At 56.8% G+C, this 23,980-nt stretch carries 19 protein-coding genes; 10 read left to right on the top strand and 9 right to left on the bottom strand.

What is annotated here, in order from left to right:
* Nucleotides 1-139: 139 nt before the first annotated feature.
* Nucleotides 140-2,023, bottom strand: coding sequence for a nucleoside-diphosphate sugar epimerase/dehydratase (locus SADFL11_RS25090; protein ID WP_040450333.1), 1,884 nt, complete (start codon nucleotides 2,021-2,023; stop codon nucleotides 140-142).
* Nucleotides 2,024-2,186: 163 nt separating this feature from the next.
* Between SADFL11_RS25090 and SADFL11_RS25085 the strand changes: the two genes are divergently transcribed.
* The 5 genes from SADFL11_RS25085 (at nucleotide 2,187) to repC (ending at nucleotide 9,238) form a co-directional block, all read left to right on the top strand.
* Entirely contained in the window at nucleotides 2,187-3,407 is a 1,221-nt protein-coding gene (locus tag SADFL11_RS25085; RefSeq protein WP_040450335.1) for an O-antigen ligase family protein, read from the top strand.
* Nucleotides 3,408-3,444: 37 nt separating this feature from the next.
* Complete coding sequence (locus SADFL11_RS25080; protein ID WP_008188407.1) at nucleotides 3,445-4,692, top strand: hybrid nucleoside-diphosphate sugar epimerase/sugar transferase; 1,248 nt, start codon at nucleotides 3,445-3,447, stop codon at nucleotides 4,690-4,692.
* 563 nt (nucleotides 4,693-5,255) lie between these two features.
* Complete coding sequence (gene repA / locus SADFL11_RS25075) at nucleotides 5,256-6,470, top strand: plasmid partitioning protein RepA (RefSeq protein WP_050775935.1); 1,215 nt, start codon at nucleotides 5,256-5,258, stop codon at nucleotides 6,468-6,470.
* An 85-nt stretch (nucleotides 6,471-6,555) separates the two neighbouring features.
* Nucleotides 6,556-7,638 carry a plasmid partitioning protein RepB gene (repB, locus tag SADFL11_RS25070; RefSeq protein ID WP_050775930.1) on the top strand — a complete coding sequence of 361 codons (1,083 nt, stop codon included), beginning with the start codon at nucleotides 6,556-6,558 and terminating at the stop codon, nucleotides 7,636-7,638.
* A gap of 238 nt (nucleotides 7,639-7,876) precedes the next feature.
* Nucleotides 7,877-9,238 (top strand): plasmid replication protein RepC, encoded by a 1,362-nt coding sequence (gene repC / locus SADFL11_RS25065; protein WP_040450361.1) that lies wholly within the window; start codon nucleotides 7,877-7,879, stop codon nucleotides 9,236-9,238.
* A gap of 95 nt (nucleotides 9,239-9,333) precedes the next feature.
* On the opposite strand, the gene SADFL11_RS25060 is transcribed toward repC, so the two are convergent.
* Complete coding sequence (locus SADFL11_RS25060) at nucleotides 9,334-9,690, bottom strand: cupin domain-containing protein (protein ID WP_008188445.1); 357 nt, start codon at nucleotides 9,688-9,690, stop codon at nucleotides 9,334-9,336.
* Nucleotides 9,691-9,998: 308 nt separating this feature from the next.
* Between SADFL11_RS25060 and SADFL11_RS25055 the strand changes: the two genes are divergently transcribed.
* Both SADFL11_RS25055 and SADFL11_RS25050 read left to right on the top strand, forming a co-directional pair.
* Entirely contained in the window at nucleotides 9,999-10,484 is a 486-nt protein-coding gene (locus SADFL11_RS25055) for a nucleotidyltransferase family protein (RefSeq protein WP_050775931.1), read from the top strand.
* A 6-nt stretch (nucleotides 10,485-10,490) separates the two neighbouring features.
* Nucleotides 10,491-10,838: a HepT-like ribonuclease domain-containing protein gene (locus SADFL11_RS25050; RefSeq protein WP_008188428.1), complete on the top strand. Its 348-nt coding sequence runs from the start codon at nucleotides 10,491-10,493 to the stop codon at nucleotides 10,836-10,838.
* A 48-nt stretch (nucleotides 10,839-10,886) separates the two neighbouring features.
* Here SADFL11_RS25050 and SADFL11_RS25045 read toward each other — a convergent pair whose 3' ends face one another.
* From SADFL11_RS25045 to pyrC, 7 genes are all read right to left on the bottom strand, one after another.
* Nucleotides 10,887-11,957, bottom strand: a complete 1,071-nt coding sequence (locus SADFL11_RS25045) for an acyltransferase family protein (RefSeq protein WP_008188404.1) — start codon at nucleotides 11,955-11,957, stop codon at nucleotides 10,887-10,889.
* Between the two features lie 158 nt (nucleotides 11,958-12,115).
* Complete coding sequence (locus SADFL11_RS25040; protein WP_050775933.1) at nucleotides 12,116-12,892, bottom strand: substrate-binding periplasmic protein; 777 nt, start codon at nucleotides 12,890-12,892, stop codon at nucleotides 12,116-12,118.
* 28 nt (nucleotides 12,893-12,920) lie between these two features.
* On the bottom strand, nucleotides 12,921-15,350 hold the full coding sequence (locus SADFL11_RS25035; RefSeq protein WP_008188400.1) for an EAL domain-containing protein: 2,430 nt from the start codon (nucleotides 15,348-15,350) through the stop codon (nucleotides 12,921-12,923).
* Between the two features lie 284 nt (nucleotides 15,351-15,634).
* Nucleotides 15,635-16,999 (bottom strand): MBL fold metallo-hydrolase RNA specificity domain-containing protein, encoded by a 1,365-nt coding sequence (locus SADFL11_RS25030; RefSeq protein ID WP_209002916.1) that lies wholly within the window; start codon nucleotides 16,997-16,999, stop codon nucleotides 15,635-15,637.
* Nucleotides 17,000-17,245: 246 nt separating this feature from the next.
* On the bottom strand, nucleotides 17,246-18,529 hold the full coding sequence (gene tviB / locus SADFL11_RS25025; RefSeq protein WP_008188460.1) for a Vi polysaccharide biosynthesis UDP-N-acetylglucosamine C-6 dehydrogenase TviB: 1,284 nt from the start codon (nucleotides 18,527-18,529) through the stop codon (nucleotides 17,246-17,248).
* 7 nt (nucleotides 18,530-18,536) lie between these two features.
* Entirely contained in the window at nucleotides 18,537-19,550 is a 1,014-nt protein-coding gene (locus SADFL11_RS25020) for a GDP-mannose 4,6-dehydratase (RefSeq protein WP_008188437.1), read from the bottom strand.
* A gap of 248 nt (nucleotides 19,551-19,798) precedes the next feature.
* Complete coding sequence (pyrC, locus tag SADFL11_RS25015) at nucleotides 19,799-20,866, bottom strand: dihydroorotase (protein ID WP_008188392.1); 1,068 nt, start codon at nucleotides 20,864-20,866, stop codon at nucleotides 19,799-19,801.
* A gap of 368 nt (nucleotides 20,867-21,234) precedes the next feature.
* Here pyrC and SADFL11_RS25010 point away from each other — a divergent pair, with 368 nt between their 5' ends.
* From SADFL11_RS25010 to SADFL11_RS25000, 3 genes are all read left to right on the top strand, one after another.
* The gene (locus tag SADFL11_RS25010) at nucleotides 21,235-21,489 is read left to right on the top strand and encodes a type II toxin-antitoxin system CcdA family antitoxin (RefSeq protein WP_228198305.1); all 255 of its coding nucleotides are present in this window, start codon (nucleotides 21,235-21,237) and stop codon (nucleotides 21,487-21,489) included.
* Nucleotides 21,477-21,767, top strand: coding sequence for a CcdB family protein (locus tag SADFL11_RS25005; RefSeq protein WP_008188442.1), 291 nt, complete (start codon nucleotides 21,477-21,479; stop codon nucleotides 21,765-21,767). The genes SADFL11_RS25010 and SADFL11_RS25005 overlap by 13 nt, the downstream gene beginning before the upstream one ends.
* A 340-nt stretch (nucleotides 21,768-22,107) precedes the next feature.
* Nucleotides 22,108-23,958: a sensor domain-containing protein gene (locus tag SADFL11_RS25000; RefSeq protein WP_008188417.1), complete on the top strand. Its 1,851-nt coding sequence runs from the start codon at nucleotides 22,108-22,110 to the stop codon at nucleotides 23,956-23,958.
* The last annotated feature ends 22 nt before the right edge of the window (nucleotides 23,959-23,980 follow it).

The following is a 23,980-nucleotide window of genomic DNA, read 5'->3' as shown; positions in this document are numbered from 1 at the left end:
GGATATTTCTCTTGATGCGTTTGACAGCGCAAAACGCGGATGGCGTTGCGGAAGTCCTAAGTCGGCAAACTAAGTTTTGGTGCTCGCTGCAACTGTCGGCAGGCGCACGAGGCTACGCAGTAATCGGCAAATTTGCGGACTAAGCTTGTTTACGTTCCAGCTTCTCGTTGGTCAGGGTCGGCACGATGGCGGAGAGATGCGCAACGCTCATGGTGACATCGCCCTTTGAGGCGGCAGCTTGAAGGTCAGTAACCACGGTGCTGATCGTGTCCAGCTCCATCTGGTTGGCCGTTGCAACGATCACGCCATCGGCGCCTGAGGGCAGGTTTTCCTCATCGCTTTCAAACAGTTCCTCGAACAGCTTTTCGCCGGGCCGCAGGCCGGTAAAGGCAAGGTCGATGTCCTTTTCCGGCTTCAGGCCGGCGAGCGAAATCAGGATCTTTGCGAGATCGGTGATTTTTACCGGTTCGCCCATGTCAAGAACGTAGATCCGGCCGCGCTGGTTGGAATTGTCGACGCTGAAGGCTGCCGCCTGCAAGACCAGCTCCGAGGCTTCCGGAATGGTCATGAAATAGCGGCGCATGTCCGGATGCGTGATGGTCACCGGGCCGCCCGCTTCAATCTGCTGGCGGAAGAGCGGAATGACCGAGCCGTTAGATCCCAGAACATTGCCAAAGCGCACGGTGATGAAGCGGGTGCAGGTGCCGGACACATCCAGCGCCTGGCAATAGACTTCCGCGGCCCGTTTGGTCGCGCCCATGATGCTGGTCGGCTTGACGGCCTTGTCCGTTGAAATGAGAACAAACCCTTCCGACTTTGCGGCAACGGCGGCATCGGCGACGTTTCGCGTGCCGATGATGTTGGTCTGGATCGCCTCCAGCGGATTGTCCTCAACCAGCGGCACGTGTTTCAGCGCGGCGGCGTGGAAGATGATGGCCGGTTTCTCGAACTGGATGACGTCAAAGATCCGCTGCCGGTCGCGGACATCGGCAATCACCGCGCTGCGTGAGAGGTCGGGTGCCCTGCCCTGCACTTCCTGATCGATCTTGTAGAGCGCGAACTCGGAATTCTCCAGGAGCACCAGCCGAGCCGGATTGTACTTCAGGATCTGTCGGACGACCTCTGACCCGATGCTGCCGCCGGCTCCGGTCACCAGAATGGTGCGCCCGCTGATGAGATCACTCATTCGGCTGGTGTCGAGCTTGACCGGCGGGCGGCCGAGCAGATCGTCGATGGTGAGTTCGGAAAAATCCGGTTCGCTCAAATCCAGTGGCCTTGGCGTCGCGCGCTTCACCGGGATGCCGAGATCTGCGGCGGATTGCGTCAGCGCATTTGTGAAGTCTGCCGGGGGCCGGAGCGTGACGGACAAGATGGCCTCGACCGGCGTCCCGGAGCGTTCCAGCCGCTTGGCGAGATCGGACAGCTCATCGACGTTCCCAAGGATCGGAATGCCGCGGATGCTGTGCCCGCTCTTGGCCGAATTGGCACAAATCAGGCCGTGGACCTTGTAAAGGCCCGAACGCTCCAGCTGGTGGGTGCGGATGGCCTGCTCCGCATCGCGCACATGGCCTGCCAAAAGGACATGCTTGATGCCCTCCGGCGGTTTGCCGAGACCGCCAAGACGGCCAAGCCCGCCATCCTTGTGGGCCCGGTAGGCAAGGCGCGGAGCGCCGATCAGCACCACCATGACAAACCAGGTGATCACCGGTACCGAGCGCGGCAGGGCTTCTAGGCGGGTGATCAAAAAGAGCAGCAGAACGAAGATCACGATGCTGATCAGCGAGGCCACGACGATCGCCCTGAGATCGGCGAGCGAGGCAAAGCGCCAGAGCCCCCGGCCGAGGCCCATGAATTTGAAGACGATAGCTGAGATGGCGACAAAGATTGCGATCCATGCGGCCACTGTTGGCGCAGGTGGCAAATGGTCGATGCCGTATCGCGCGACGAGAGCCGCAAACAGCGCCAACCCAGACATGAACGCGTCATGGAGAATGGCAATCAGTCTTTTGTTCAAAAAGTTCATGCTGTTTGTGCGCAACTCAACGTGGATACTCCTGCGTCGGCTAACACCATACCGGAAAGAATGCAATTTGCCTTGGTGTGGACCGGATATTTTGCTAATCAAAACGAGCTTTCCGGTTTTACGGATTACCTGGCGCGATTAATCAAATTCTGAAACCGGATAGATGAACGTTTCCAAATATTTAAACCTCAATAGCGTTGTTGTGACAGTCTTCGCAACACCGTTTTTGATGGTTCTGTCGCGCAACATTGCGACGCCCATTTTTGTTTTTGTCGCCGTGCTTTTGCTTCTGTTTGCGGCGATTGACCGAAGCCCAAAGGCGGTTTTTCAGTCTGTGATTGACACGGCCCGCAGCCCTGCCGCGCTCCTGTTTGGTGTCCTTGTCGTCTTCATGGGCCTGTCGGTTGGTTGGTCGACATCGGTCGAGCGGGCCCTTGAGACAACGGTGCATTTTGCCGGAAACCTGGCACTCTTCGGCCTCTGTGTCGCGGCGCTCGCGGTCAGTGCATCCGCACGGCTGATCAGGTCCATTCTCTTTCCCTTTGCGATTATCGGGACGGCTTTGTTTCTCGTTTCTGAAGTCATTCTTGGAACACCTGTGCGCGCCCTCGTCGGGGCTTCGCCGGAAGTTTTCCGCATGAACCGGGCAGCTGTCGGGCTGGTCCTGATGTTGCCGTTTGTCCTCTATGCGCTGCCGCAGGCCAAAAAGGTGCCGGGTTTGCGTTTGGCAGCGGTGCTGACTGTTGGCGTGGCGGCCTTCATGTCGGACAGTGAGACAGCAAAGCTGGCGTTCATCGCCACGATTCTGTTGCTGCCGGTGTTTGTTCTCCTGAAAGACAAAGGCATCTGGTTTCTTGGGCTTTTGACGCTCGGCACATTCATTTTGATGCCGGTGATCTCGCCGCATGTGATGTCGCTGATCCCGGATGTTCTGGCAAGCCGCCTCCCCTATGGCTCCGTCGGGATCCGGGCGGACATCTGGACCGCGTTTTCCAGCCTGATTAAGAACCACTTCTTCCTTGGCCATGGCGTTGATGCCAGCTATATGGCAGCGGTCGATTACAAGGATCTGGATATTGCGGCGCTGTTTTTGGGCTGGGGCCACCCGCACAATTTTGCAATCCAGGTCTGGTATGAGCTCGGGGTGATCGGTGTGGTGCTGTTTGCGGCGCTGATCTTTCTGTTTTTCCGCTCGCTCCGCGCCGTGCCGCTGGATCTGCTGCCCGCTGTGCTCTCCACCGTTGCGGCAGTCTGGACCGTCGCGCTGGTGAGCCACGGAGCCTGGCAGGCCTGGTGGTGGTGCCTTGTGGGCCTGGTCAGCGTTTTGTGGCTGATCGAGCTGAAGTGCCGGCACGGGGCTGAAGCGCCAAAGAGCGATACTTGATCGCGCGCTGAGTTAGAAATGACCGCAGGGGCGTTCTATGCGCCCGCGGACTGTAGGTGGCCGGAAGGGCAAAGACGTGAAGCATGTGATCACCGGGGCATCCGGTTTTATCGGCCGCCAGCTCCTGAAACGTTTGACGGCCGAGGGGCATCAGGTCGTTGCCATCGGGCGCACACCGCCAATCGAAAACTCCGCGGACCCGCAAGTCAGCTTTGCCGGTTATGACGACTTGCCGGAAGTTGCTTCTGGTGCGGATTGCTTTTTAAACCTTGCAGCCGTCAACAATGACACCGAGGCGAGCGAAGAGACCTTTTTCAAGGTCAATGCCGAGCTGCCGCAACAGCTCGCCGCGCAGGCCAAGGCTGCCGGCGTGCCGGTGTTCGTCAATTTCTCCAGCTTTCATGCCCTTCCGGGAGGGCCGGATACCCCTTATGCCCGCAGCAAACGGGCGGGCGCTGAGGCGCTTGAGCAGGTTGCGTATCAGAATGCGCTCAATCTTTATCTTCCAGCTGTCTACGGCGATGATTTTGCTGGCAAGCTTGCGGTCTTGAAGAAACTGCCGGGGTTTTTACGCGCAGCCGGATTTGCGGTCGTCTCGGCTCTTGCGCCGGTGGTTCATGTCGACCGGATCGCGGCGTTTGTGGATGAGGATCTGACAAAGGTGGCTTCTGATGAGCCGGTTTTGCTGGCGGACAACAAGGACGACAACCTTGTCTACCGGTTTGGCCGCAAACTGATCGACCTCGGTTTTGCGCTAGCCGTCATCCTCATTTTCTGGTGGCTCTTGCTGATCGTCTGGGTCCTGGTCAAAACCGGGTCGGCAGGCCCGGGCATCTTCGCCCAGGACCGGGTCGGAAAGGGCGGCAAGGTCTTCACCTGCTACAAGTTCCGCACCATGGGCAAGGACACGCGTCAGGCCGGAACTCATGAGATTTCAGAAAGCGCGGTTACCCCGATCGGTGCTTTCCTGCGCAAGACAAAGATCGATGAACTCCCGCAGGTCTGGAATATCCTGAAGGGTGAGCTCAGCCTGGTCGGCCCCCGCCCCTGCCTCCCCGTGCAGGAGGAGCTCGTCGCAGAACGTTCCAAACGGGGTGTGCTCGACATCTTGCCGGGAATCACCGGCTTCGCGCAGATCCACGGCATTGATATGAGCCATCCGGTGCGCCTTGCCAGAAAAGACGCCGAATACATTGCCCGCCGCGGACTGATATTTGACCTCAAGATCATCCTTGGGACCTTCATCGGCAAGGGTCAAGGCGACCGGACCGCAAAAATCAAGTAATATCAATATATTATATGCTCTTGAAAAACCGGTGTTGGGCGCTTGAGCAGCGCGCCAGACATCTTTTGACCCATTAGCTCTGGTTACTTGGCAGTTCTTACCAGGATCTGTCGCTCTTTGCGTTAACCTCTCATTAACCTTAAAAAACTTGACGTTAACAACGTTCCCCGGCTTTATCTACGCCAACGGTTCCTGAATTGACGGTTTTGCCGTAACTGGGGATCATGGGCGTTGACAACAGTCCATGGCGTTGATCGCCGTTGCCGCATTTTGCGAATCTGCCGATACTGCGCAAAATTGACGGCTCAGGACTGTGGGGAGCACAAACGCGCAGCGGTAATCTGTGCAAGCCTCCTCACCGCCCGGTCGTGATCCGGACACTACCCGGATCAATGAAGAGATGATTTCGGGCCAAGGCAGGATGCTGCGGCCAGGAGGAAAATGGAGAACCGGCTGCAGCAGTCATCCCAGGGCCATGCGCTGTGGGCACAACCAGTCGGACATTTCCGTTTTTCGAAGAAGCCGGCCTGTCCGGGTTTGTGGCAAGGATTGACGACACTATGATGGCTGCCGACCAGCAAATTGCAAAAGACGCCGAACAGTTGTCTGTTCAGCTCGGGGAGCTGCGTGCCCGCCTGTTCCCGCCGTCGAGCTTGAAAGTAATGCGCTCTTTCACCTCCGGCGAGGCTGCGAAGCTGATCGGTGTCTCCGATGGGTATCTGCGCCAGTTGGCACTGTCCGGCGACGGCCCCTCCCCCGCGACAGACGATCGTGGCCGCCGCAGTTACACTCTTGCCGACATCAATGCCCTCAGAAGCCATCTTGCAAGCCAGCATGAGCCGGGTAGCACGAAGGCCCGCAGCTATGTCCGCCACCGGGATCCGGAGCGCGGCGAACACTGCCAGGTGATCGCGGTCACCAACTTCAAAGGCGGCAGCGGCAAGACAACGACTTCAACGCATCTTGCCCAGTATCTTGCCATTCGTGGCTACCGGGTGCTGGCGGTGGATCTTGACCCACAGGCCTCCCTTTCTTCCCTGTTCGGCTATCAGCCGGAACTGGATCTCACCGGCAACGACACGATTTACGGCGCGATCCGATATGATGCGGAGCGCGTGCCGCTCGATCAGGTTATCCGCAAGACCTATGTCGATGGGTTGGATCTGGTGCCGGGCAATTTGGAGCTTCAGGAGTTCGAACACACCACGCCGCAATATCTGGCGAGCCGGCCGGCTGGGTCTGACCCGCAGGAGCTGTTCTTTGCCCGTGTCCAGACGGCGCTGAAGTCGGTGGAAGACAATTACGATGTTGTGGTGCTCGATTGCCCGCCGCAGCTCGGCTACCTAACGCTTGGCGCTCTCTGTGCGGCGAGCTCCGTGATCGTCACCGTGCACCCGCAGATGCTCGACGTGGCCTCCATGAGCCAGTTTCTGTTCATGACGTCGGATCTCCTCTCCGTTGTCCGGGAAGCTGGCGGCACGCTCAACTTCGATTTCCTGCGCTATTTGGTCACCCGGTACGAGCCTCAGGATGGCCCACAGACCCAGATCGCAGGGTTCTTGCGTGCGCAGTTTGGTGAACGGGTTCTGACTGCTCCGATGGTGAAGTCGACAGCGATTTCCGATGCGGGGCTGACAAAGCAGACACTGTACGAGGTCGGCCGGGAGAACTTTACCCGCGCCACCTATGACCGTGCGATGGAGTCGTTGACAGCTGTCAACTCCGAGATCGAAACCCTGATGCTCACGGCCTGGGGCCGTGTGGAGGCAGGGAAATGAACGTTTCTGAAAAACTTATCCACGGTCACCGGGGCGGCCTTACACTGAGGCGGCTTGATCCAATTCGTCCGGAGACACTGTGGCCATGACCAAACGCAAGGACCGCCTGAAAGCCCTGTTTGCTGGTGAACCGGAAACCGCACCGGCTGAGAGTACGGCTGCGCCAGCTCCGGTGCAGCCGCAAGAGGCACGGCATGAGAAGAAGGCGGCACCAGCAGCCCCTTCCCCAACCTCAAACGGCGACCCTGTGAGTGAACGCCCGCGGTCAGCTTCCGGCGCGGTGAAGGCCATGGGGCTGTCGCTCGGGCAAATGGCGCAGGAGCTGAAGGAACAGACCGGCGAGCGGGTCGTGACACTCGATCCGTCGCACATCGAACCCTCACCAGTCGCAGATCGGTTGACCGTTGATGCCCATCTTGATGAGGGCTTTGCAGAGCTGAAAGCCAGCCTTGAAAGCCGCGGCCAGCAGGTTCCGGTTCTGGTGCGCCGTCATGCAGATGCCGCCAAGCGTGGGGACGGCTGGTACCAGGCCGCTTATGGACACCGGCGGATCCGGGCTGCGAAAGAACTCGGTATCAATGTCCTGGCGATCGTCCGGGACCTAGATGACGATGCTCTGATCCTGGCGCAAGGTAAGGAGAATGCCGAGCGGCGGGATCTGTCCTTCATTGAACGTGCTTTCTTCGCCCGCTCGCTGATTGATCATGGATTTGAACGGTCTCTGGTCCAGGATGCGCTCGGGGTCCATAAAACGGAAATGACCCGGCTCCTGCAGGTCGCCGACAAAGTGCCCTACCCGATCGCTAAAGCTATCGGGCCGGCACCCAAGGCCGGCCGCCCGCGCTGGCACCAGCTTGCCGAGATGTTCGACGGAGAGGCCGCGGAAGTCATTGCCCGCGATGAAATCACTTCCGAGGTGTTTTTGGCCTGTGATTCCGATCAGCGATTCCAGCGTCTGTTTACGCGGCTTGGAAAACGAAAATCGAAACCGGCCCAAAAACAGACGATCAAGAGCCGGTCCGGCAAACCGCTCGCTGACATCAAGGGCTCGACCATCCAGCTTGCCAAGACGGCTCCGGATGGCTTCACGCACTATCTCGCCAAACAACTGCCGGATCTCCTGGCAGCGTTCGAAGCAGATAAGAACAAGGAGCTGCCGGACGGCTAAATTAAGTCCGGTTGACAGCTGTCAACTTTCAGAAAGCGGAATTGCCGCGCTGAAGGATTTGGAAACGACGAAGGGAAGGAAACAAGGCAAGAAAAAAGGCCCCCAAAGCGAATTGCTCCGGAAGCCCTCTTTGTATGTAGCAATCTGAGAGAATCACTTCCGCCCAAAATTGTCAAGACGTGAGCCCCTGTTTTGCGGCCGGGAACGCCTTTTCATTGCCTTTTTGAAGGTGATGCACATGACGGATCGTATTGCAACGACGCCTTTCGGCGGCGGACCCTTTTCTAGTGCCTTATTCAAGGCACATGAGAAGCTTGAGGCTGATCGAGCAGCTCTCAAGTCCTCCGGCAACCGGACCGGCAAAACGGACAAGTGGCAGTTCCTGCGTGCCCTGACTGAAGCACGGGACGTCTATGCCTTGTCCGATCGGGCGATCGCGGTTCTGGAAGCGCTCCTGAGCTTTCATCCTGAAAAGGAGCTGGACGGCTCTGAAGACATCATTGTCTTTCCATCGAATGGCGAACTTTCCTTGCGCACCCGGGGAATGTCCGCGCCGACCCTGCGCCGGCATATCGCAACGCTGGTGAAAACGGGTCTTCTGCTGCGCAAGGACAGCGCGAATGGCAAGCGTTTCGCCCGCAAAGGGCCGGGCGGTGAGGTGCGTGATGCCTTTGGTTTCAATCTGGCTCCGGCGGCTCTGATGGCCCCTGAGGTCTTCGAGCAGGCCGAGGCGGCACGGGCGCATGCTGCAGAAGTCCGAAGGGTCAGGGCGGAGATCACACTGCACCTCCGGGACATTTCAAAGATGATCGAGGCAGCATTCGAGGACGGGCAGGGCTCTCGTAACCCGGCACTTTGGCTAGGCTTCACCGAAGAGCTCAAAGCGCTTTCCGGCCGCGTTGCGCGCAATGGCGCTCTCGACGACCACAAGCAGCGCTGTGACGCTTTGGTGCGCTTACGTGCTCGCGTGGAAAGCGCCTTCCTGGCTGGTATGGACGAAGTCGGGTTGCGGGAAAGAGACTGCGAAGAAGCGTCTGCACAAACCGGGGATATCTCGCAATCAGACAAAAAAATGAGCGGCAACGACGCTCGTAATGAGCGCCATATTCAAAATTCAAACAAAGACGACTCATTTGAATATTGCTCAGATAATAAAGAAGCGGGCGGTCGCCCATCTGATGTCGGGCAACGGCAAGACCTTCATCATAGTGGATCGGAAGCCGGGCAGGGTTACCAACAGGATACCGAAGCGCATGAAATCCGGGGAAGCGCCAAGGGGGATCCGGAACAAGTCTCCCTCGGAGATCTGAAACGGGCGTGTCCGTCGTTTGCCGATTATGCGCTGGAAGGCCTGGGCAACTGGTCTGATGCCCGCAAAGCGGCAGAGCTGATCCGGCCGATGCTCGGGATTTCGAAAGATGCCTGGCTGCGGGCGCAACAGCATATGGGGCCAGCCGGGGCCATTGTCACGATGGCCTATTTGGTCGAGCGGGCGGAGGAGATCAAATCCGCTGGCGGATACTTACGGGTTTTGAGCGAGAAGGCCGAAGCCGGGAAATTCCGGCTCCGGCCAATGCTCGACTCTCTTTTGAACCGGTGAGGGCAGGGGGCTGCCAAGGGAGCGTTGACAGCTGTCAACAAACGAGCGCGTTCTGGCGGCTTTGGCTGAAAAGGTGTTGCGGTTTGTCCAGAAGATCAGATTCGGGGTTTGGTCGCCGGTTTGATACCGGAATCGCCGGTGTTCGGAACACCCTTGGGCTCTATGAGCAAGACCTTGGTTTCTTCTTCTGCACGCGGCCGATGGACAACGCCTTTCGGCACAATGAAGAGCTCCCCGGCTTTGACCACATGCGGGTCCTCGCCTTCAATGTCCATGATCATCTCGCCCTCAAGGACAAGGAAGAAGTCATCGGTGTCTTCATGCTTGTGAAAGGGAAACTCCCCCTTGAACTTCACCACCATCACGTCGTTGGTGTTGTAATCGGCGACCACATGGGGATCCCAATGAGTGGCAAACATTGAGAGCTTGTCGGAGAGATTGATGGGTTTCATATCGGTCCGTCCTGTGAACTGCCAAGAGGGGCAGGGGCTTTCTGTCTTCAACGCGCCCACGGTACTTCAATCCATCCGGACCTGTCTTGAACGTTTGTGCGGGAACCGACGGATCATAGCCGGGGAAGGGTTATCGCCGGTTTTGGTTCATGCTTGAGAATGGATCGCCGATGAAAAGGCAATCAGACCGGCTGTATTCCAGGAGCGCAGAAGCCAGTTGACAGCTGTCAACTTTGAAACAGCATTGAAGAAGAGCCACCAAACGTGATAATGTGCATTTGTGCACAAAATAACGTACGGTGGGTTCCATGTCAGTGCAAAATACCTCCAAGCTTGTCTCCGACAATGCCGAAACCGCGTTTTTGTCCGCCAGGGTACCGGTGCCACTGAAAAACCGGTTCAAGGCGCTGGCCGCGGAGCGCGGGGCGAAGGTGCAGGATTTGCTTCAGCAGATCGTCCAAAACTATGTGGATGACCAATCAGCCGGTCCGTTGGCGGCGACCGATGTCATTGCCCGTTTGAGGGGCGTTCGCGGGGATCTGGAAGGGCAGGGGATCGGCCATCTTTATCTCTTCGGTTCGTTGGCTCGCGGCGAGGCCCAGGCCGGAAGCGATATCGACTTGAGTTATGAGCCGAAGGAGGGCGCGCAATTGTCCCTGTTCGATCTGGCCCGGCTTCGAGAAGTTCTGGAGGTAGCGCTCGAGATGCCTGGCCGGGTGGATCTGGCACCGCGCGCCCGTCTCGCTCCGCATGTGGCCGAGGCGGCTGCAAACGACGAACTCCGGATCTTCTGAAGCGCCATGCGTGAACCCCGCCACCGGCTGGAAGACATCCAGCGCGCCATTTTAGACATTCGCACTTTCGTTGCTGATCTGGATCAGGCCGCGTTCCTGAAAACGCCGCTTGAAGACCGCAAGACGTTCCGTGCGGTGACGGCCTGCCTTCAGGAAATCGGCGAGGCTGTGAAGGCATTGCCACCGGAAGTCACAACCCGCCATACGGACATTCCCTGGCGGCTGATTGCCGGAATGCGCGATCACATTGCCCATGAGTACTTCCGCGTCGACGCAGACATCATCTGGGCAACGATCGAAAGCGGCGAGCTGCAAATTCTTCTGGAAGTGGTGAATGAAGAGCTGGATCAATAAACAACCACGTTCAAGCCGTCCTGATTAGACTATGCGCCGATAGAAGTTTTAAGTCTGGCCGTGTTGGATGTACGGCTGCCTGAAACGCATTGGAGGGCGTTCAAAAAAACGATAGCTCGCCCAAGCGACAGGTACAAAACCGACAAAGCAGATCGCCGAGGCGAGGACCATAGTCGGTGTATGCGTCAGGTCAACGACATGCTTCTGAACGAATTGGGCGAGATCGAACACAACGAAAAAATGCAATAGGTAGATAGAATAGGAACAAGTGCCGACGAGTGCGAGCGCTTTGGAGAAGAAATGACTTTCGAAGCGGAAGGACGTGTCATACCAAGCGATCAAAGTCGCAAAGCAGAGACCTGAGATCGTTGGAGCAACAATCCAGACAGGGCTTGGTGTCGGGTATGTTTCGTTCATGTAGAAACCACCCCAAACATCAAACAGGTACATGAAAACGAGCAGAGTAAGCCCGGTGCCAACCGCGAGAAAGTGCCGCCTCCGCAGTCGGTGACTGAAATAAAAAGCCAGCATTCCGAAAATAAATTGATCTATGCATCCCACTAGCGTCCAGTAGGCGAGCGATTGTACTTCGCCTTTGACGACCCAAAGTGCTGCTCGCAGTGTAATCGAAAGAGCGATTACCACGAGGAGACCGATTGGGTTACGAGTTCTAATCATAAGCAGGAGCGGTAGCATTAAATAAAAATGAAGCTCTACCGTAATTGACCAGCCCCCATTCGGCCATTCTGGCGTCACGAAGCCGCGCAGTAGGATTTGAAGGTAGGTTCCAATTGATTGACCACTTGGCATGATTTGCAGAAAAAACGTCAATGCGAAGGCAACGAACAGCAGCGGGAAAAGCCGAATAATTCGGTTAGTCAGAAACCGTAAGGCATAAATCTGATTATGACCGATTAGTTTGGCGAAAAGGTAGCCGCTAAGGGTCATGAAGAGAGCAACCCCAACATGGCCCTCCGTGAAAATCGACAGTGGAAATATTGGTGCGGGGGCAAGGTGGCCATCGTTGACGTGGTTAAAATGCCAAGTGAAAACCATGAAAGCAGCAACGGCACGAACGTGGTCCAGCCCAACAAAATACTTGCCTGTAGAAGATTGCACGGTGTCAGCTTCCTATGAAGTTCTGGCTTGTGTTGACGGGTGTACTGGACAACTTCAAATCCACGGTAATTACGCCAGCTGATAAATTACTTGGCCGGAGCGCTCTCGCATATGTAATTACCGGGGAGTGGTTATTCGCTAGTAGGTGCCTTGCGTCCTTAAGACTCGATCCCGTAGCGCTGCAGGATCTGGGCATGGGTGCCGTCGTCGACCATGGTGTCGAACACCGATTGCAGGAGATCGACGAGGTCATCGGGCGTCTTGTGGTGAAGAACGAGATAGAGTTCACCGCGGTCCAGTTCATAGACAGTTTCATACTCATCCAGGGCGACATCACGCGTTTGCAGCGCCCACCGGGTCACTCTGGTTTCATAGGAGATGGCATCCACACGGCCGGCAATGAGCTTGCGGAAATTCTGATCGTTTGACAGCACCGCTTCGATCCGGTCATCCGGAACGCCGTTTGCCTGCAAGAGCAACTGTCCTATATCGTCCTTGACCACCCCAATTCGCAGGTCCGCCAAGTCCTGAACTGTTTGGATCTTCAGGTTTCTGCTCTTTTTGGCAATCAGCCCCACGACTGTCGGAACAAAGGGCCCGACCCATTTGAACAGGCTTTCACGGTCCGGTGTGCGGGTCGTCGAGAAGAGCGCATGCCCGGACCGCTGGAGGGTGAGGTTGTAGCCGCGCGCCCATGGCAGGAGCGAGATGTCGGATCGGCTGTGACCGGAGGCAGTCCGATTGAAGATTTCTTCCATGATCTCAACGCTGAGCCCCATCAGCTCGCCCCCCACTTGATAATTGTAGGGGGGGTACTCTTCCGTCATCACCTTGAGACCACCAAGGTCGGAACTTGCCCGGGACAAGCGGAGCGATGGCAGGGGCGCCAACACAGCCATGCCTGCCAGAACGGTCCGTCTTGTCACTGCCTTCATCTGTTGCCCCTTGTCGGTGACACGGTTTTCAGTACGGCCGGGCTTCCAACTCTTTCAGGTCCGGCAAGGCGTATCTGCTTGACCGGCTTTTCAATGGCCCGTTGAGCCAAACATCAAGCGGTTTGGCCTCTCCGAAGAGGAAACCCTGACCAAACCTTACATTCCGTTGTGTCAAGCTGCCAAGTTGTTCTTCGGTTTCGATGCCCTCTGCAATCACGGTTAGATCCAGCTTCTCCGACAGGCCGACAATGGCTTCAACAAGTGGCGCGGTCTTGCCGGACGCATCTTTGTTGGAGGTATCTCCAAGTCCTTGAACAAACGACCGGTCGATCTTGACCGTATCAACGTGCAGGCGGTTCATGTAGCTGAGCGATGAAAAGCCGGTCCCAAAATCATCGAGTGCCAGGGCACATCCGAGTTTCCGGATATCCTCGATCAGTCCGTCTAGATCGGCACTGTTCTGCATTAAGGTTGTTTCGGTGATTTCGAGTACCAGCCGGTCGCCCACCAGATCATGTTGCGCAAGGTACCTGGCCAAAGTGTCCGGCAGTTCCCGTCTGAACTGGGCCGCTGACAGGTTGAGCGTCACATAGGCGTCCTGCCAATCAGGTTGCTGCTCAAGCTCTTTGAGCGCCCGCATGCCGAGCCGCAAGACCCGGTCGCCGATTTCCAGAATGCTGCCGGTCTGTTCGGCAACCGTGATGTACTCCCGTGGCGGCAAGATGCCCATGTCCGGGTGCACGAGCCGCAAAAGGCCTTCGAACCCGACGATGCTCCGCTCGTTGAGATGAACGATGGGCTGGTAGTAAAGCTCAAACCAATCATGTTTCAGAGCCTCGGAAATGAGCTCCTTGACCTCCAATTGGCGTGCGGCTTCCTGGCCGAATTGGACATCGAAGACGCAGTGTCCGTTCCGTCCGCTGCCCTTTTGGCGGTACATGGCGACATCGGAGGTCTGCAGCAGGTCATCCGCCGTGTCCGCATTTTCCGGATAATAGGAAATCCCGATGCTGGCAGAAATTTGCAGCTGCCTTCCGGAAAGGCTGATCGGTTGCTTCAGGACTTGGTTGATGCGTGTTGCCAGATCGACAGCGCGCGCGCGGACATCGCCACCGGACAGCAAGATGGCGAACTCATCGCCGCCAAAACGGCCGAAACAATCATCGGTTTTCAAGAGCTTGGATACTCTTTGTGTGACCAGCTTCAGGACCTGGTCGCCGGCAAAGTGTCCGAGATTGTCATTGACCCATTTGAAGTTGTCGAGATCAAAGAAGAGCACGGCGATTTCATGGTCCGCATCGGCTGCGTCGATCGCCTCGTTCATCCGGTGCGTGAAACCGTGCCTGTTCAGCAGTCCGGTCAGGAAATCCGTTCGCGCTTGATGGAGGATCTTTGCCTCTGCGGCTTTCAGTTGACAGATGTCAGCCATGACGGAGAGCGATTGCCGGCCGGTCGAACTCTTGTCGAAATCCCTGATTTCGGTGATCAGAACATCCAGCGGCGATCCGTCGGCCCTGATGAAAACCGAGGTGATTTCGAAAGACATGTGCTCCGCTGAGAACAGGCGCTTGCGGCTGTCGAGATATTCCTCTGTGCAATCGGGTTGGAGGAACTCCCTGAGCTTGCGGCCTATGACGGCCTCCCGCGCGTACCCCGTAGCGCTCAACCAATAATCGGACACGTTCAGGATCCGGTCTTCATGGTCAATGGAGTAAAGCATCACCGGCGTGTTGTGGTACAGAAATGCCAGCCGCTTGTTTGCCTTCAACAGCTTGGCTTCGTCCTTGTCGAGGCTGTCCTGCATCTCGTTAAAGGCTTCGGTGACGCTGCCGAACTCGTCAGATGATGACCAATCCACCCGTTTGCGGGTTCCCGACCGATGGGTGGTCTCGATGGCTTCATTCAGCCGGCTCAAGGGCCGGTTGATCATGACGCGGTTGGCAAGCAGGGCAACGATAAGGACAGAAATCGTCGAAACCACAAACAAAATGGCGGGGTAGGCGACCTGTTCGATGGCGGCACTCCGCAGGCGTTCCGACATGAACCAGATGTTCAGCGTGCCGACGTTGTAATCATTCCCATCAATGACGTGGATGATGTCCTTTGAGAACAATGTCCCGCCTTCGTGCGAGGCCGGATTGCCGTCATCGGCGTTTGAAACAAACGCGAGCCGGTTGTCGGTATCATCGAGGACCTCGATGCTGAAAATGTCTGGCTCTGTGGCGATGGCTGCTGTCCATTTTTTCAGATTTTCGTCGTCGAAATCCCAAATCAGCTTGCTCAAGACCTTGCTGTTGACGTCAACGAGAACCTGCTGTTTCGCAACCATCTCGCGTTCCAGCGTGTCTTTGGTAACAACGAAAAACAACAGCAAAAGCGGGCCGTTCACGGCAATCAACGTTGCGAGCATAATGACGAGAAATTTTCGCTGCGTTGATCCCCAGATATACCCGAGCATTGTGCAAATAGATCCCTGTTTCGATCTAGGAAGCCATCAAGTCCATGAAATACTAGATCACAATGGGCGAGGTATTTGAATAACCTATTAATATCCTAGGTAATTTCATACGGGTCTTGTTTCGCTTAGGTTGTATTGCGCTGTATGAACCTATCACCTGCACTGCAGTTTCGTGCTCCGGTCGATCCGGCACCGATCGGGCGTGTAGTGCCATCTAGCGTGTTAACCTATGACATACGACATGGTGCATTCATCCGGTCAAGAGCCCAGACGAGTGCTATCTTTCATACCAGGGCGGTTGTTTCCAGGTAATACGGAACTGAACATCGCCATCCCAATTCGCTTTCGATCCGGTGCCGAAGTTGGTCGGAAGCATCGGGCTCACCATGGGTCACAAAGGTCAGGGTTGGTGGCCGCTCAAAATTGCCGAGCCATTGCATGATTTCATTTGCATCGGCATGAGCGGACAGCATGTCGAGATTGCTGACTTTTGCCCGAATTGGAACCTCATGGCCATGAATTTTGACGCTTTTGGCACCAGCAGAAATCGCAGCTCCTCGAGTGCCCCCGGCCTGATATCCCGCGAACAAGATCAGGTTCCGAGGGTCTGGCGCATAGTGTTTCAAATGATGCAGCACGCGGCCGCCTGTCGCCATTCCGCTGGCCGAGATAATGACTTTCGGCATTCTGTTCTGGGAGAGCGATTTTGACTGTTCCACACTCTCCGTATACCGGACAGCATTTCTCTCCCAATCACATTCTTGTGCCGTGAGGCGGTGCACGCCGACATGATCCTGAAAGACATTTGAGGCCCGGATGGCCATTGGACTGTCTAAAAATACCGGCAAGTCCGGGATCCGCTGCGCTTTCTTCATCCGATGAATGTGCAGGAGAATGGATTGTGCCCGGCCGACAGCAAAGGCTGGAATGATTACCGTACCGCCACGCCGTGCTGTCGTGGATATGGCCTCTGCCAAAATCTCTTCTGGTTCCAGGGCCTCGTGGAGCCGGTTGCCGTAGGTGGATTCCACCAGAAGATAGTCGGCCTCCCGGATCGGAGCCGGGTCCAGCATGGTCGCGTCACCATAGCGGCCAAGATCACCAGAAAACACGATCTTGCGGCCTTTGATGGACACCTCGACAATTGCCGCGCCGAGAATATGGCCAGCACATTTGAAACAGACCGTCAGCTTGCCGAGCACATCATGCGGAGTGTCGAAGGCAACAGTCTGGAAGCTCTCCAGAGATTTTTCGGCATCTTTTTTGGTGTAGAGCGGAAGCGCCGGCTGGTGTTTTGAATAGCCATGCCGGTTGGCGAAGTCGGCGTCCTTTTCCTGAAGAAAACCACTGTCAGGCAGTAGGATTTCACACAGATCCTTTGTGCCCTGCGTGCAAATGACCGGACCTTTGAAACCATTGCGGATCAGAAGCGGCACATATCCGGAATGATCCAGATGCGCATGTGTCAGAATGACAGCATCAATCGAGACTGGTTCCACGGGCAATGCAGCCCAGTTCCGCAACCGCAATTGTTTGTAACCCTGAAACAAGCCGCAATCGACCAGAATGCGGAGCCCGTTGGTTTCCAGCAGGTATTTCGATCCCGTGACCGTTCCCACGCCGCCCAAAAACGTAATGCTCAGATCCATTTAGAGGCCTCCTTATCACCCGGGAAGACTGGCCAATCCGCACGCGGAAGGCACGTTTATGGGAAGATTGCCGAGGCGAGCTTGGCATAGACTGGGAGACCACGATGTCATCCCCTAGAAAGATTGTGAAGCTTTCTTATTGATGGTGGTAGGGGCTGGTGCCTTGTCATGCGCCATGAGGATCCGTTCCCTAAACAGCTGACAAATCTGACTCTAAGCTTTTCTCAATGGACTTATGCAACTTCCCTAAAGCCGCAGGTCTGTTTCACCGGCTGGGAACATGCATTTCAGGTCGTAGACCAGGGCGCCGGGTTTGCCGAAAGCGCGGATCTTGTCGACGCCAAGAACCTTAAAGGCTTGGTGAGCGACGGCAATGATGATTGCATCGTAGGCACCTTCGGCCGGGCTCTCTACTGGTGTGATGCCGTATTCCTCATGCGCGGCCTCTCCATCGACCCAAGGGTCATGGACATCCACGCTGACACAGTAGTCCTTCAGTTCTTCCAATATTCCGGCAACACCGGTGTTGCGAAGGTCCGGGCAGTTTTCCTTGAAGGCCAGTCCCATGATCAGTATCCTGGATCCGGTGACGGGCAGGGCCTTGCGTGTCATGGCCTTGACCATCTCGGAGACCACATAGGCGCCCATTCCGTCATTCAGCCGCCGTCCGGCCAGGATGATCTCCGGGTGATAACCGGTCGCCTGGGCTTTGTGCGTCAGGTAATAGGGGTCAACGCCAATGCAGTGCCCGCCAACGAGACCGGGGCGGAAGGGCAGGAAATTCCACTTCGTTCCGGCCGCTTTCAGCACTGCCTCTGTGTCGATATCGAGCCGGTTGAAGATGATGGCGAGCTCGTTGATGAGCGCAATGTTGAGATCCCGCTGCGTGTTCTCGATGACCTTTGCGGCTTCCGCGACCCGGATCGAGGGGGCCTTGTGTGTGCCGGCCGTGACAATCCCGGCATAGAGCTGATCGACGAAGTCGGCTGCCTCCGGCGTGGAGCCGGACGTGACCTTGCAGATCTGTGGCAGGCGGTGGGACTTGTCGCCCGGATTGATCCGCTCCGGGCTGTAGCCTGCAAAGAAATCTTCGTTGAAGGTGAGACCGGACACCCGCTCCAACACGGGCACACAGTCTTCTTCCGTTGCGCCGGGATAGACCGTGCTTTCGTAGATCACCAGATCGCCGGGTTTTAGAACCTTGCCGATCGTCTCGCTGGCGCGGAGAAGGGGGCCGAGATCGGGTTGCTTATAAGCATCGATCGGCGTTGGCACCGTGACGATATACGTGTCGCACTCCGCCAGATCCTGAGGATCGGAGGTAAAGCGCAGGTGCGTTGCAGCGGTGAGGTCGTCCTTTGAGACTTCGAGCGTCGTGTCGGTGCCTGCACTCAGCTGGACAATGCGCTCCGGATTGATGTCAAACCCCATGGCCGCGTGGGTCTTGCCGAATTCCGCGGCCAGCGGCAGGCCGACATAACCAAGGCCAATGACAGCAATTTTCGCCTGTGCTGGGGTCCGGTTCCTCATTTCTGCTTTAGACCTCGTAGTAGTCGCGGTACCACTGCACGAACTTCGCAACGCCTTCGCGGAACGGTGTCTCGGGCTTGTAGCCGGTCAGGTCCTGCAGCAGCGTGGCATCGGCCCAGGTCGCCGGCACATCGCCTGTCTGCATCGGCATCAAGTTGCGGATGGCCTTCTTGCCAAGTTCATCTTCGATCGCCTCAATGAAATCGAGCAGGCGGACCTTGTCTGAGTTGCCGATATTGACCACACGGTAGGGCGCGACCGGGCTCAAATTGTCTGTTTCCGGGGCCGCTCCCTCGCTTCCCGGCACCGCATCCATCAGACCGCGAATGCCGCGCACCAGGTCGGCCACATAAGTGAAGTCGCGGTACATCTCGCCGTGATTGTAGATGTCGATCGGCGTGCCTTCGAGGATCCCCTTGGTGAATTTGAAAAGCGCCATATCCGGGCGCCCCCAGGGGCCGTAAACCGTGAAGAACCGGAACATCGTGATCGGGATCTGATGGATATGCGCCCAGGCATGCCCCATCGCCTCGTTTGCCTTCTTCGTCGCTGCGTAAATGGTCAGTGGCGTATCGGTTTTCTGGTTTTCATCGAACGGCATTTCAGTGTTCGCGCCATAAACCGAGCTGGTCGAGGCCATCAGCAGATGCTGAACATTGGCAGCGCGCGCAGCCTCCATGACGTTTAATGTGCCGACCACATTGGCATCAACATAAGCGCGCGGGTTTTCCAGGCTGTAGCGCACCCCCGCCTGGGCCGCGAGGTGAACGATCACATCCGGTTTGAAATCCGCAATGCTCTTAGAAACAGACGTTGTGTCTTCGAGCTGCGCGATGGTTGAGGAAAACGTGCCATGCTGATGCAGGATCTCGTGGCGGCGTTCTTTCAGCCGCACATCGTAGTAATCGCTCAAGCCGTCGAAGCCGGCGACCTCCCAGCCTTCCTGTAACAACAGCTCGGCCAGATGAAAGCCGATAAAGCCGGCAGACCCAGTGATAAAGGCGCGTTTCTTGGGGTGCATGCTGTCTCTTTAAAGATCTGGGTCCGGCGGGCAGGGCCGGGGGCGGAAAGAAGGGTGCCCGCCTTAGGTATTCACCGGATGCAGCGCTGTCCAGATCATTCCTGGGTTCTGGCGTTGGAAATTCGGTTGCTGCCCCCAAGGCTGATAAAGGATGGGTGCCAATAAAACAAAAAGGACCCGGAATATGCTTCCGGATCCATCTGTTTGTCGATGAGCAGAAGCTCGTCGAGTGTTTGGGCCTCTTGGCTTTAGGCGGCAGCCGCTGCGGCGACCAGTTCGTGCTGCCAGTGCAGAGGGTAGCCGGGATCAAAGACGGTCACTGTGCCTTCCGGAAACTGGATCTTGTCCGGGAAGCTGACCGGGTCTGCGCTTTTGAAAAGGCGGATGCGGCGCTCGTTCGGCAGCAGCTTGTAGAACGCCGGACCGTTCAGCGACGTAAAGCCTTCCAATTTGTCCAGTGCGCCGTCTTCTTCGAACACATGCGCCAGGCAGTTGATGGTGTTGATCGAGGAGTAGATCCCGGCGCAGCCGCATGCGCTCTCTTTTGCATGATCGGGGTGCGGTGCCGAATCTGTGCCGAGGAAGAAGCGCGGGTCGCCAGAGGTTGCCGCTTGGCGTAGGGCCAGGCGGTGTGTCTCGCGCTTTGCGACCGGTAGGCAGTAGTAATGCGGCTTGATCCCGCCGGCCAGAATGGCGTTGCGGTTGATGATCAGGTGGTGAGTGGTGATGGTCGCCGCAGTGCGCGCCTTTGCGGCTTTCACGAAATCAATCGCATGGGAGGTTGTGGCGTGTTCCAACACGATGCGGAGCTCTGGAAACTTCTCCCGGATCGGCGACAGCACGCGCTCCAGGAAAACGGCTTCCCGGTCGAAGATGTCGATGTCGGCATCGGTGACCTCGCCGTGGACCAGCAGGGGCACATCGACCTCGCTCATGGTTTCCAGAACAGGATAGATCTTTTCAAAATCCCGGACGCCGTTTTCAGAGTTTGTTGTCGCGCCGGACGGATAAAGCTTCAGCGCCGTGATCAAGCCGCTTTCCACGCCTTTGCGCACATCCGCTGGATCGGTGGCCTCGGTGAGGTACAGCGTCATCAGCGGCTCGAAGCTGTGACCGGCTGGCAGCACGTTCAGGATACGCTCCCGGTAAGCCTGCGCGTGTTCGGTGCGCACGACCGGCGGCACGAGGTTCGGCATGATGATGGCGCGTGCGAAATTCGCGCTCGTGTGCGGCAGCACGGCCTCCAGCATGGCGCCGTCGCGCAAGTGAAGATGCCAGTCGTCAGGTTGGCGGATTGTCAGCTCGGTCTGGGTCACTGGAGCGCCTCCGTGAGGTCGTTATTGTTGTGTTTCTGGCCGAGAGCAAAGCCTTGGCGGCATTACGTTCCGGCTCTTGTGCGGTGCTGCATCTTCTAAACACCATAATAGGCGGGTGGCACAAGGTGGCCGGTTCGAAAACTTCATGTTCAAAAGGATTGTGATGGCAGATTGGATCTCGATAGCTGGCCCTTTGGTCGGGCCTCGGCGTTGAGATTGAAATGGTTTCTCGCCAATCAGGCCAATCAGCCGTGGTCGCGGCTCGAAACAATTCCATAGTCAAAAGAGATCCAGTCCGCACCTGATAGGCGTTTGCCGCACTGCACATCCGTGATACACTTCTGCGGTACAAAATGGAGTTCGTTATTGTGGGAACCGTAACCCGGCGTAGCACATCTTTAAGGCTGAATGCTGAAACGCTTGATCAGGCAAAGGAACTTGGGATCAACGTGACAGCGGTCGCGGAAGATGCGCTGGAAAAAGCGGTCTCGGCGATGAAACGTAAGATCTGGCTTGAAGAGAATGCAGACGCGTTTGACGCACAGCGTGAGTGGCACGAGCAGAATGGACACCCGCTGGCTGACATAATCGCGGGTCCAGCCGGTGCGGCATGGAAGAACTGAGCCGCTTTGATGTCGCGGAATACAACGGTGTGTTCATGGTTGTTATCGAAAGCGACCTCCTACCGCCTGACCCGGCCGTGGTCGTTGTTCCGCTGCTGTCCGATTATCCAGCGGTGAGATATCTGAACCCAGTGCTGGAGCATGAAAGTAAGCGATTGGTTCTTGCAACGCGCCTGATTGCAGCCGTGCGACGGTCGCATTTGCGACGAGCCGGGAATATCAAGGATCAAAGTGAACCGATCACACGTGCGATCGATGTTCTCATGTCCGGTATCTAACCCTGACGCTCGGTGTTTTAACGTTCTGATCAAAAACATTCCATAAGATAGATTATCGGTGGAAGGTGTGTAGCCACCGGACAAAAATGTCTCACTTACCGTGTTTCTTGGAATGTTGGGAGCACAGGCATGGGATGGATGAGGCGGGTCCTCCAGACAGTCATTCCTTTTCAACCTGATTTGTCTCAGGGATTTACTTACTGTAACCATGAAAATACAACTTTTGTCTGATCCGGTGAATTCGGCATATTCTCAAAGTTGAAGTTGGGCCATTTCTTTTGGCTGACATGTAGGAAATGACAATTGCCTATTTATCCGGCAGTCTTCTAATAGCCTGAAGATGATAGGCTCATCCCCGGTTCCGCCTCAAATTCTTGCCCAGATCGATGACAAGTGTGTCGAAGGACTCGCGCTCGCACTGGCGTCCGATGCCGACGGCGCGGTCATGCACTTTCAATGGTGCAACAGCGCGTTTTGCAAGATCACAGGATATGACGCGGCCGAGGTCATTGGTCAGCGCGGCACGATCCTGATCGGGTCCAGCATGGATCAGGGCAATCACCTGATCATCATCGAAAAGCTGATGAACTGGGAGCATTTTTCGGTCAAGGCACTCAACAACCGGAAGAACGGCGAGCAATACTGGCAGCGGATGAGCTGGACGCCCCTCTCCGACCCGTCCACGGGCGACCGGTGGTGGCTGTGCTCGCTGATCGAGCTCGAGGCCCAGGCCGGCCAGGAAGACACCGTCCGGCATCTGGAGCGGCCCGCCTCCGGGCGCGAAGCGCTGACAAGCTATGTCGAAAGAATCGGGCTCCTGGAGCGAGAAAACAACCGGCTGTTTCAGTTGGCGAAAAAGGTTGCCAAAGAGGCGAAGGAAGATGCGCTGACGGGGCTTTCCAACCGGCGGCATTTCGAGGTCGAGTTCAAGTCCTGGGTTTCAAACCTGAAAGACGCCGGATCAGACTTTGCCGTGTTTTACATCGATCTGGACCGCTTCAAATCCGTCAACGACACGTTTGGGCACGATGCCGGCGACCGGTTGCTGATTTCTGTGGCCGATATGCTGCGCAGGCTGACAAACGAGACGGACCTTGTTGCCCGCATCGGCGGGGATGAGTTTGTGGTCTTGCGTCCGCTTGGGCAGAGCGCGCTGGACATCAGCAGCCTGGCCGATGCCGTTGTTCAGGAAATGCATGCGCCGTTCGTGTTTGAAGGCAAATCCACCTTTTGCAGCGCCAGTGTCGGCGTTGCGATCGCAAACGCCAATATGGATGCGCCCGAGCGGGTGGTGAGCGATGCGGACACGGCGCTTTACCACGCCAAGACCAACGGCAAGGGCCGCTGGTCCTTCTTTACAAAGGAGATGCATGCCGAGGCGATTGCCGCCAAGCGCCTTGTGTCCGATCTCCTGATTGCCTGTGAAAACCGCGAATTCGTGCCGTTCTTCCAGCCGCTCATTGACGCTGCGACCGGGTCCATTGCCTCGGCCGAAGTGCTTGTCAGATGGGCGCATCCGAGAATGGGGCTCTTGCCGCCGGCTGCATTTTTGGAAACGGCGGACAAGATGGGTATCTTGAAGCGGATCGACGAAATCGTCTTTGCGACGCTTCCGAAAAAACTGGCGTTGATTGATGGCGCCGGGGTCGATCTTCCAAGGGTCTCGATCAATGTCTCTACCGGACGCTTGGCCGACCCGAACCTCATTCACGACATCAAACGCGTCGGCATTCAGCCGAAGCGGCTGACGATTGAAATCCTGGAATCGGTCTATCTCGACCGGCTTGGCGATGTTGTGAACTGGACGCTCAGTGAGTTGAAAGAGCTGGGGGTGACCATTGCTCTGGATGATTTTGGCACCGGACATGCCTCCGTGCAGGGGCTTTTGAAAATTAATCCGGCAGTCCTGAAGATCGACCGGCAGTTCATATTGCCGATCGTGGAAGACCAGACCGCCCGCGAATTGATGGCATCGATCATCGGCATCGGCAAGAGCCTTAGCATGAGCATTGTGGCAGAGGGCGTTGAAACAGAAGCGCATGCGCGCCTTGCCCGCGACATGGGCTGCGATCTTCTGCAAGGCTACTATTTCGGCCGGCCCATGCCGGCAACCGAGTTTCAGGACCTGTTGATCGAAACCAAGGGCCAGTTCTGGTCGCCGGAGCCGGAGATTACGGGCAAGGTGTCCTAAAGCCTCGCTGCCGCGAAACCGA

This window comes from Roseibium alexandrii DFL-11, assembly GCF_000158095.2.
In the GTDB taxonomy this organism is placed as follows: domain Bacteria; phylum Pseudomonadota; class Alphaproteobacteria; order Rhizobiales; family Stappiaceae; genus Roseibium; species Roseibium alexandrii.
Note: the sequence above shows the minus strand (reverse complement) of the source record. Positions and strands in the feature narration are given on the sequence as shown.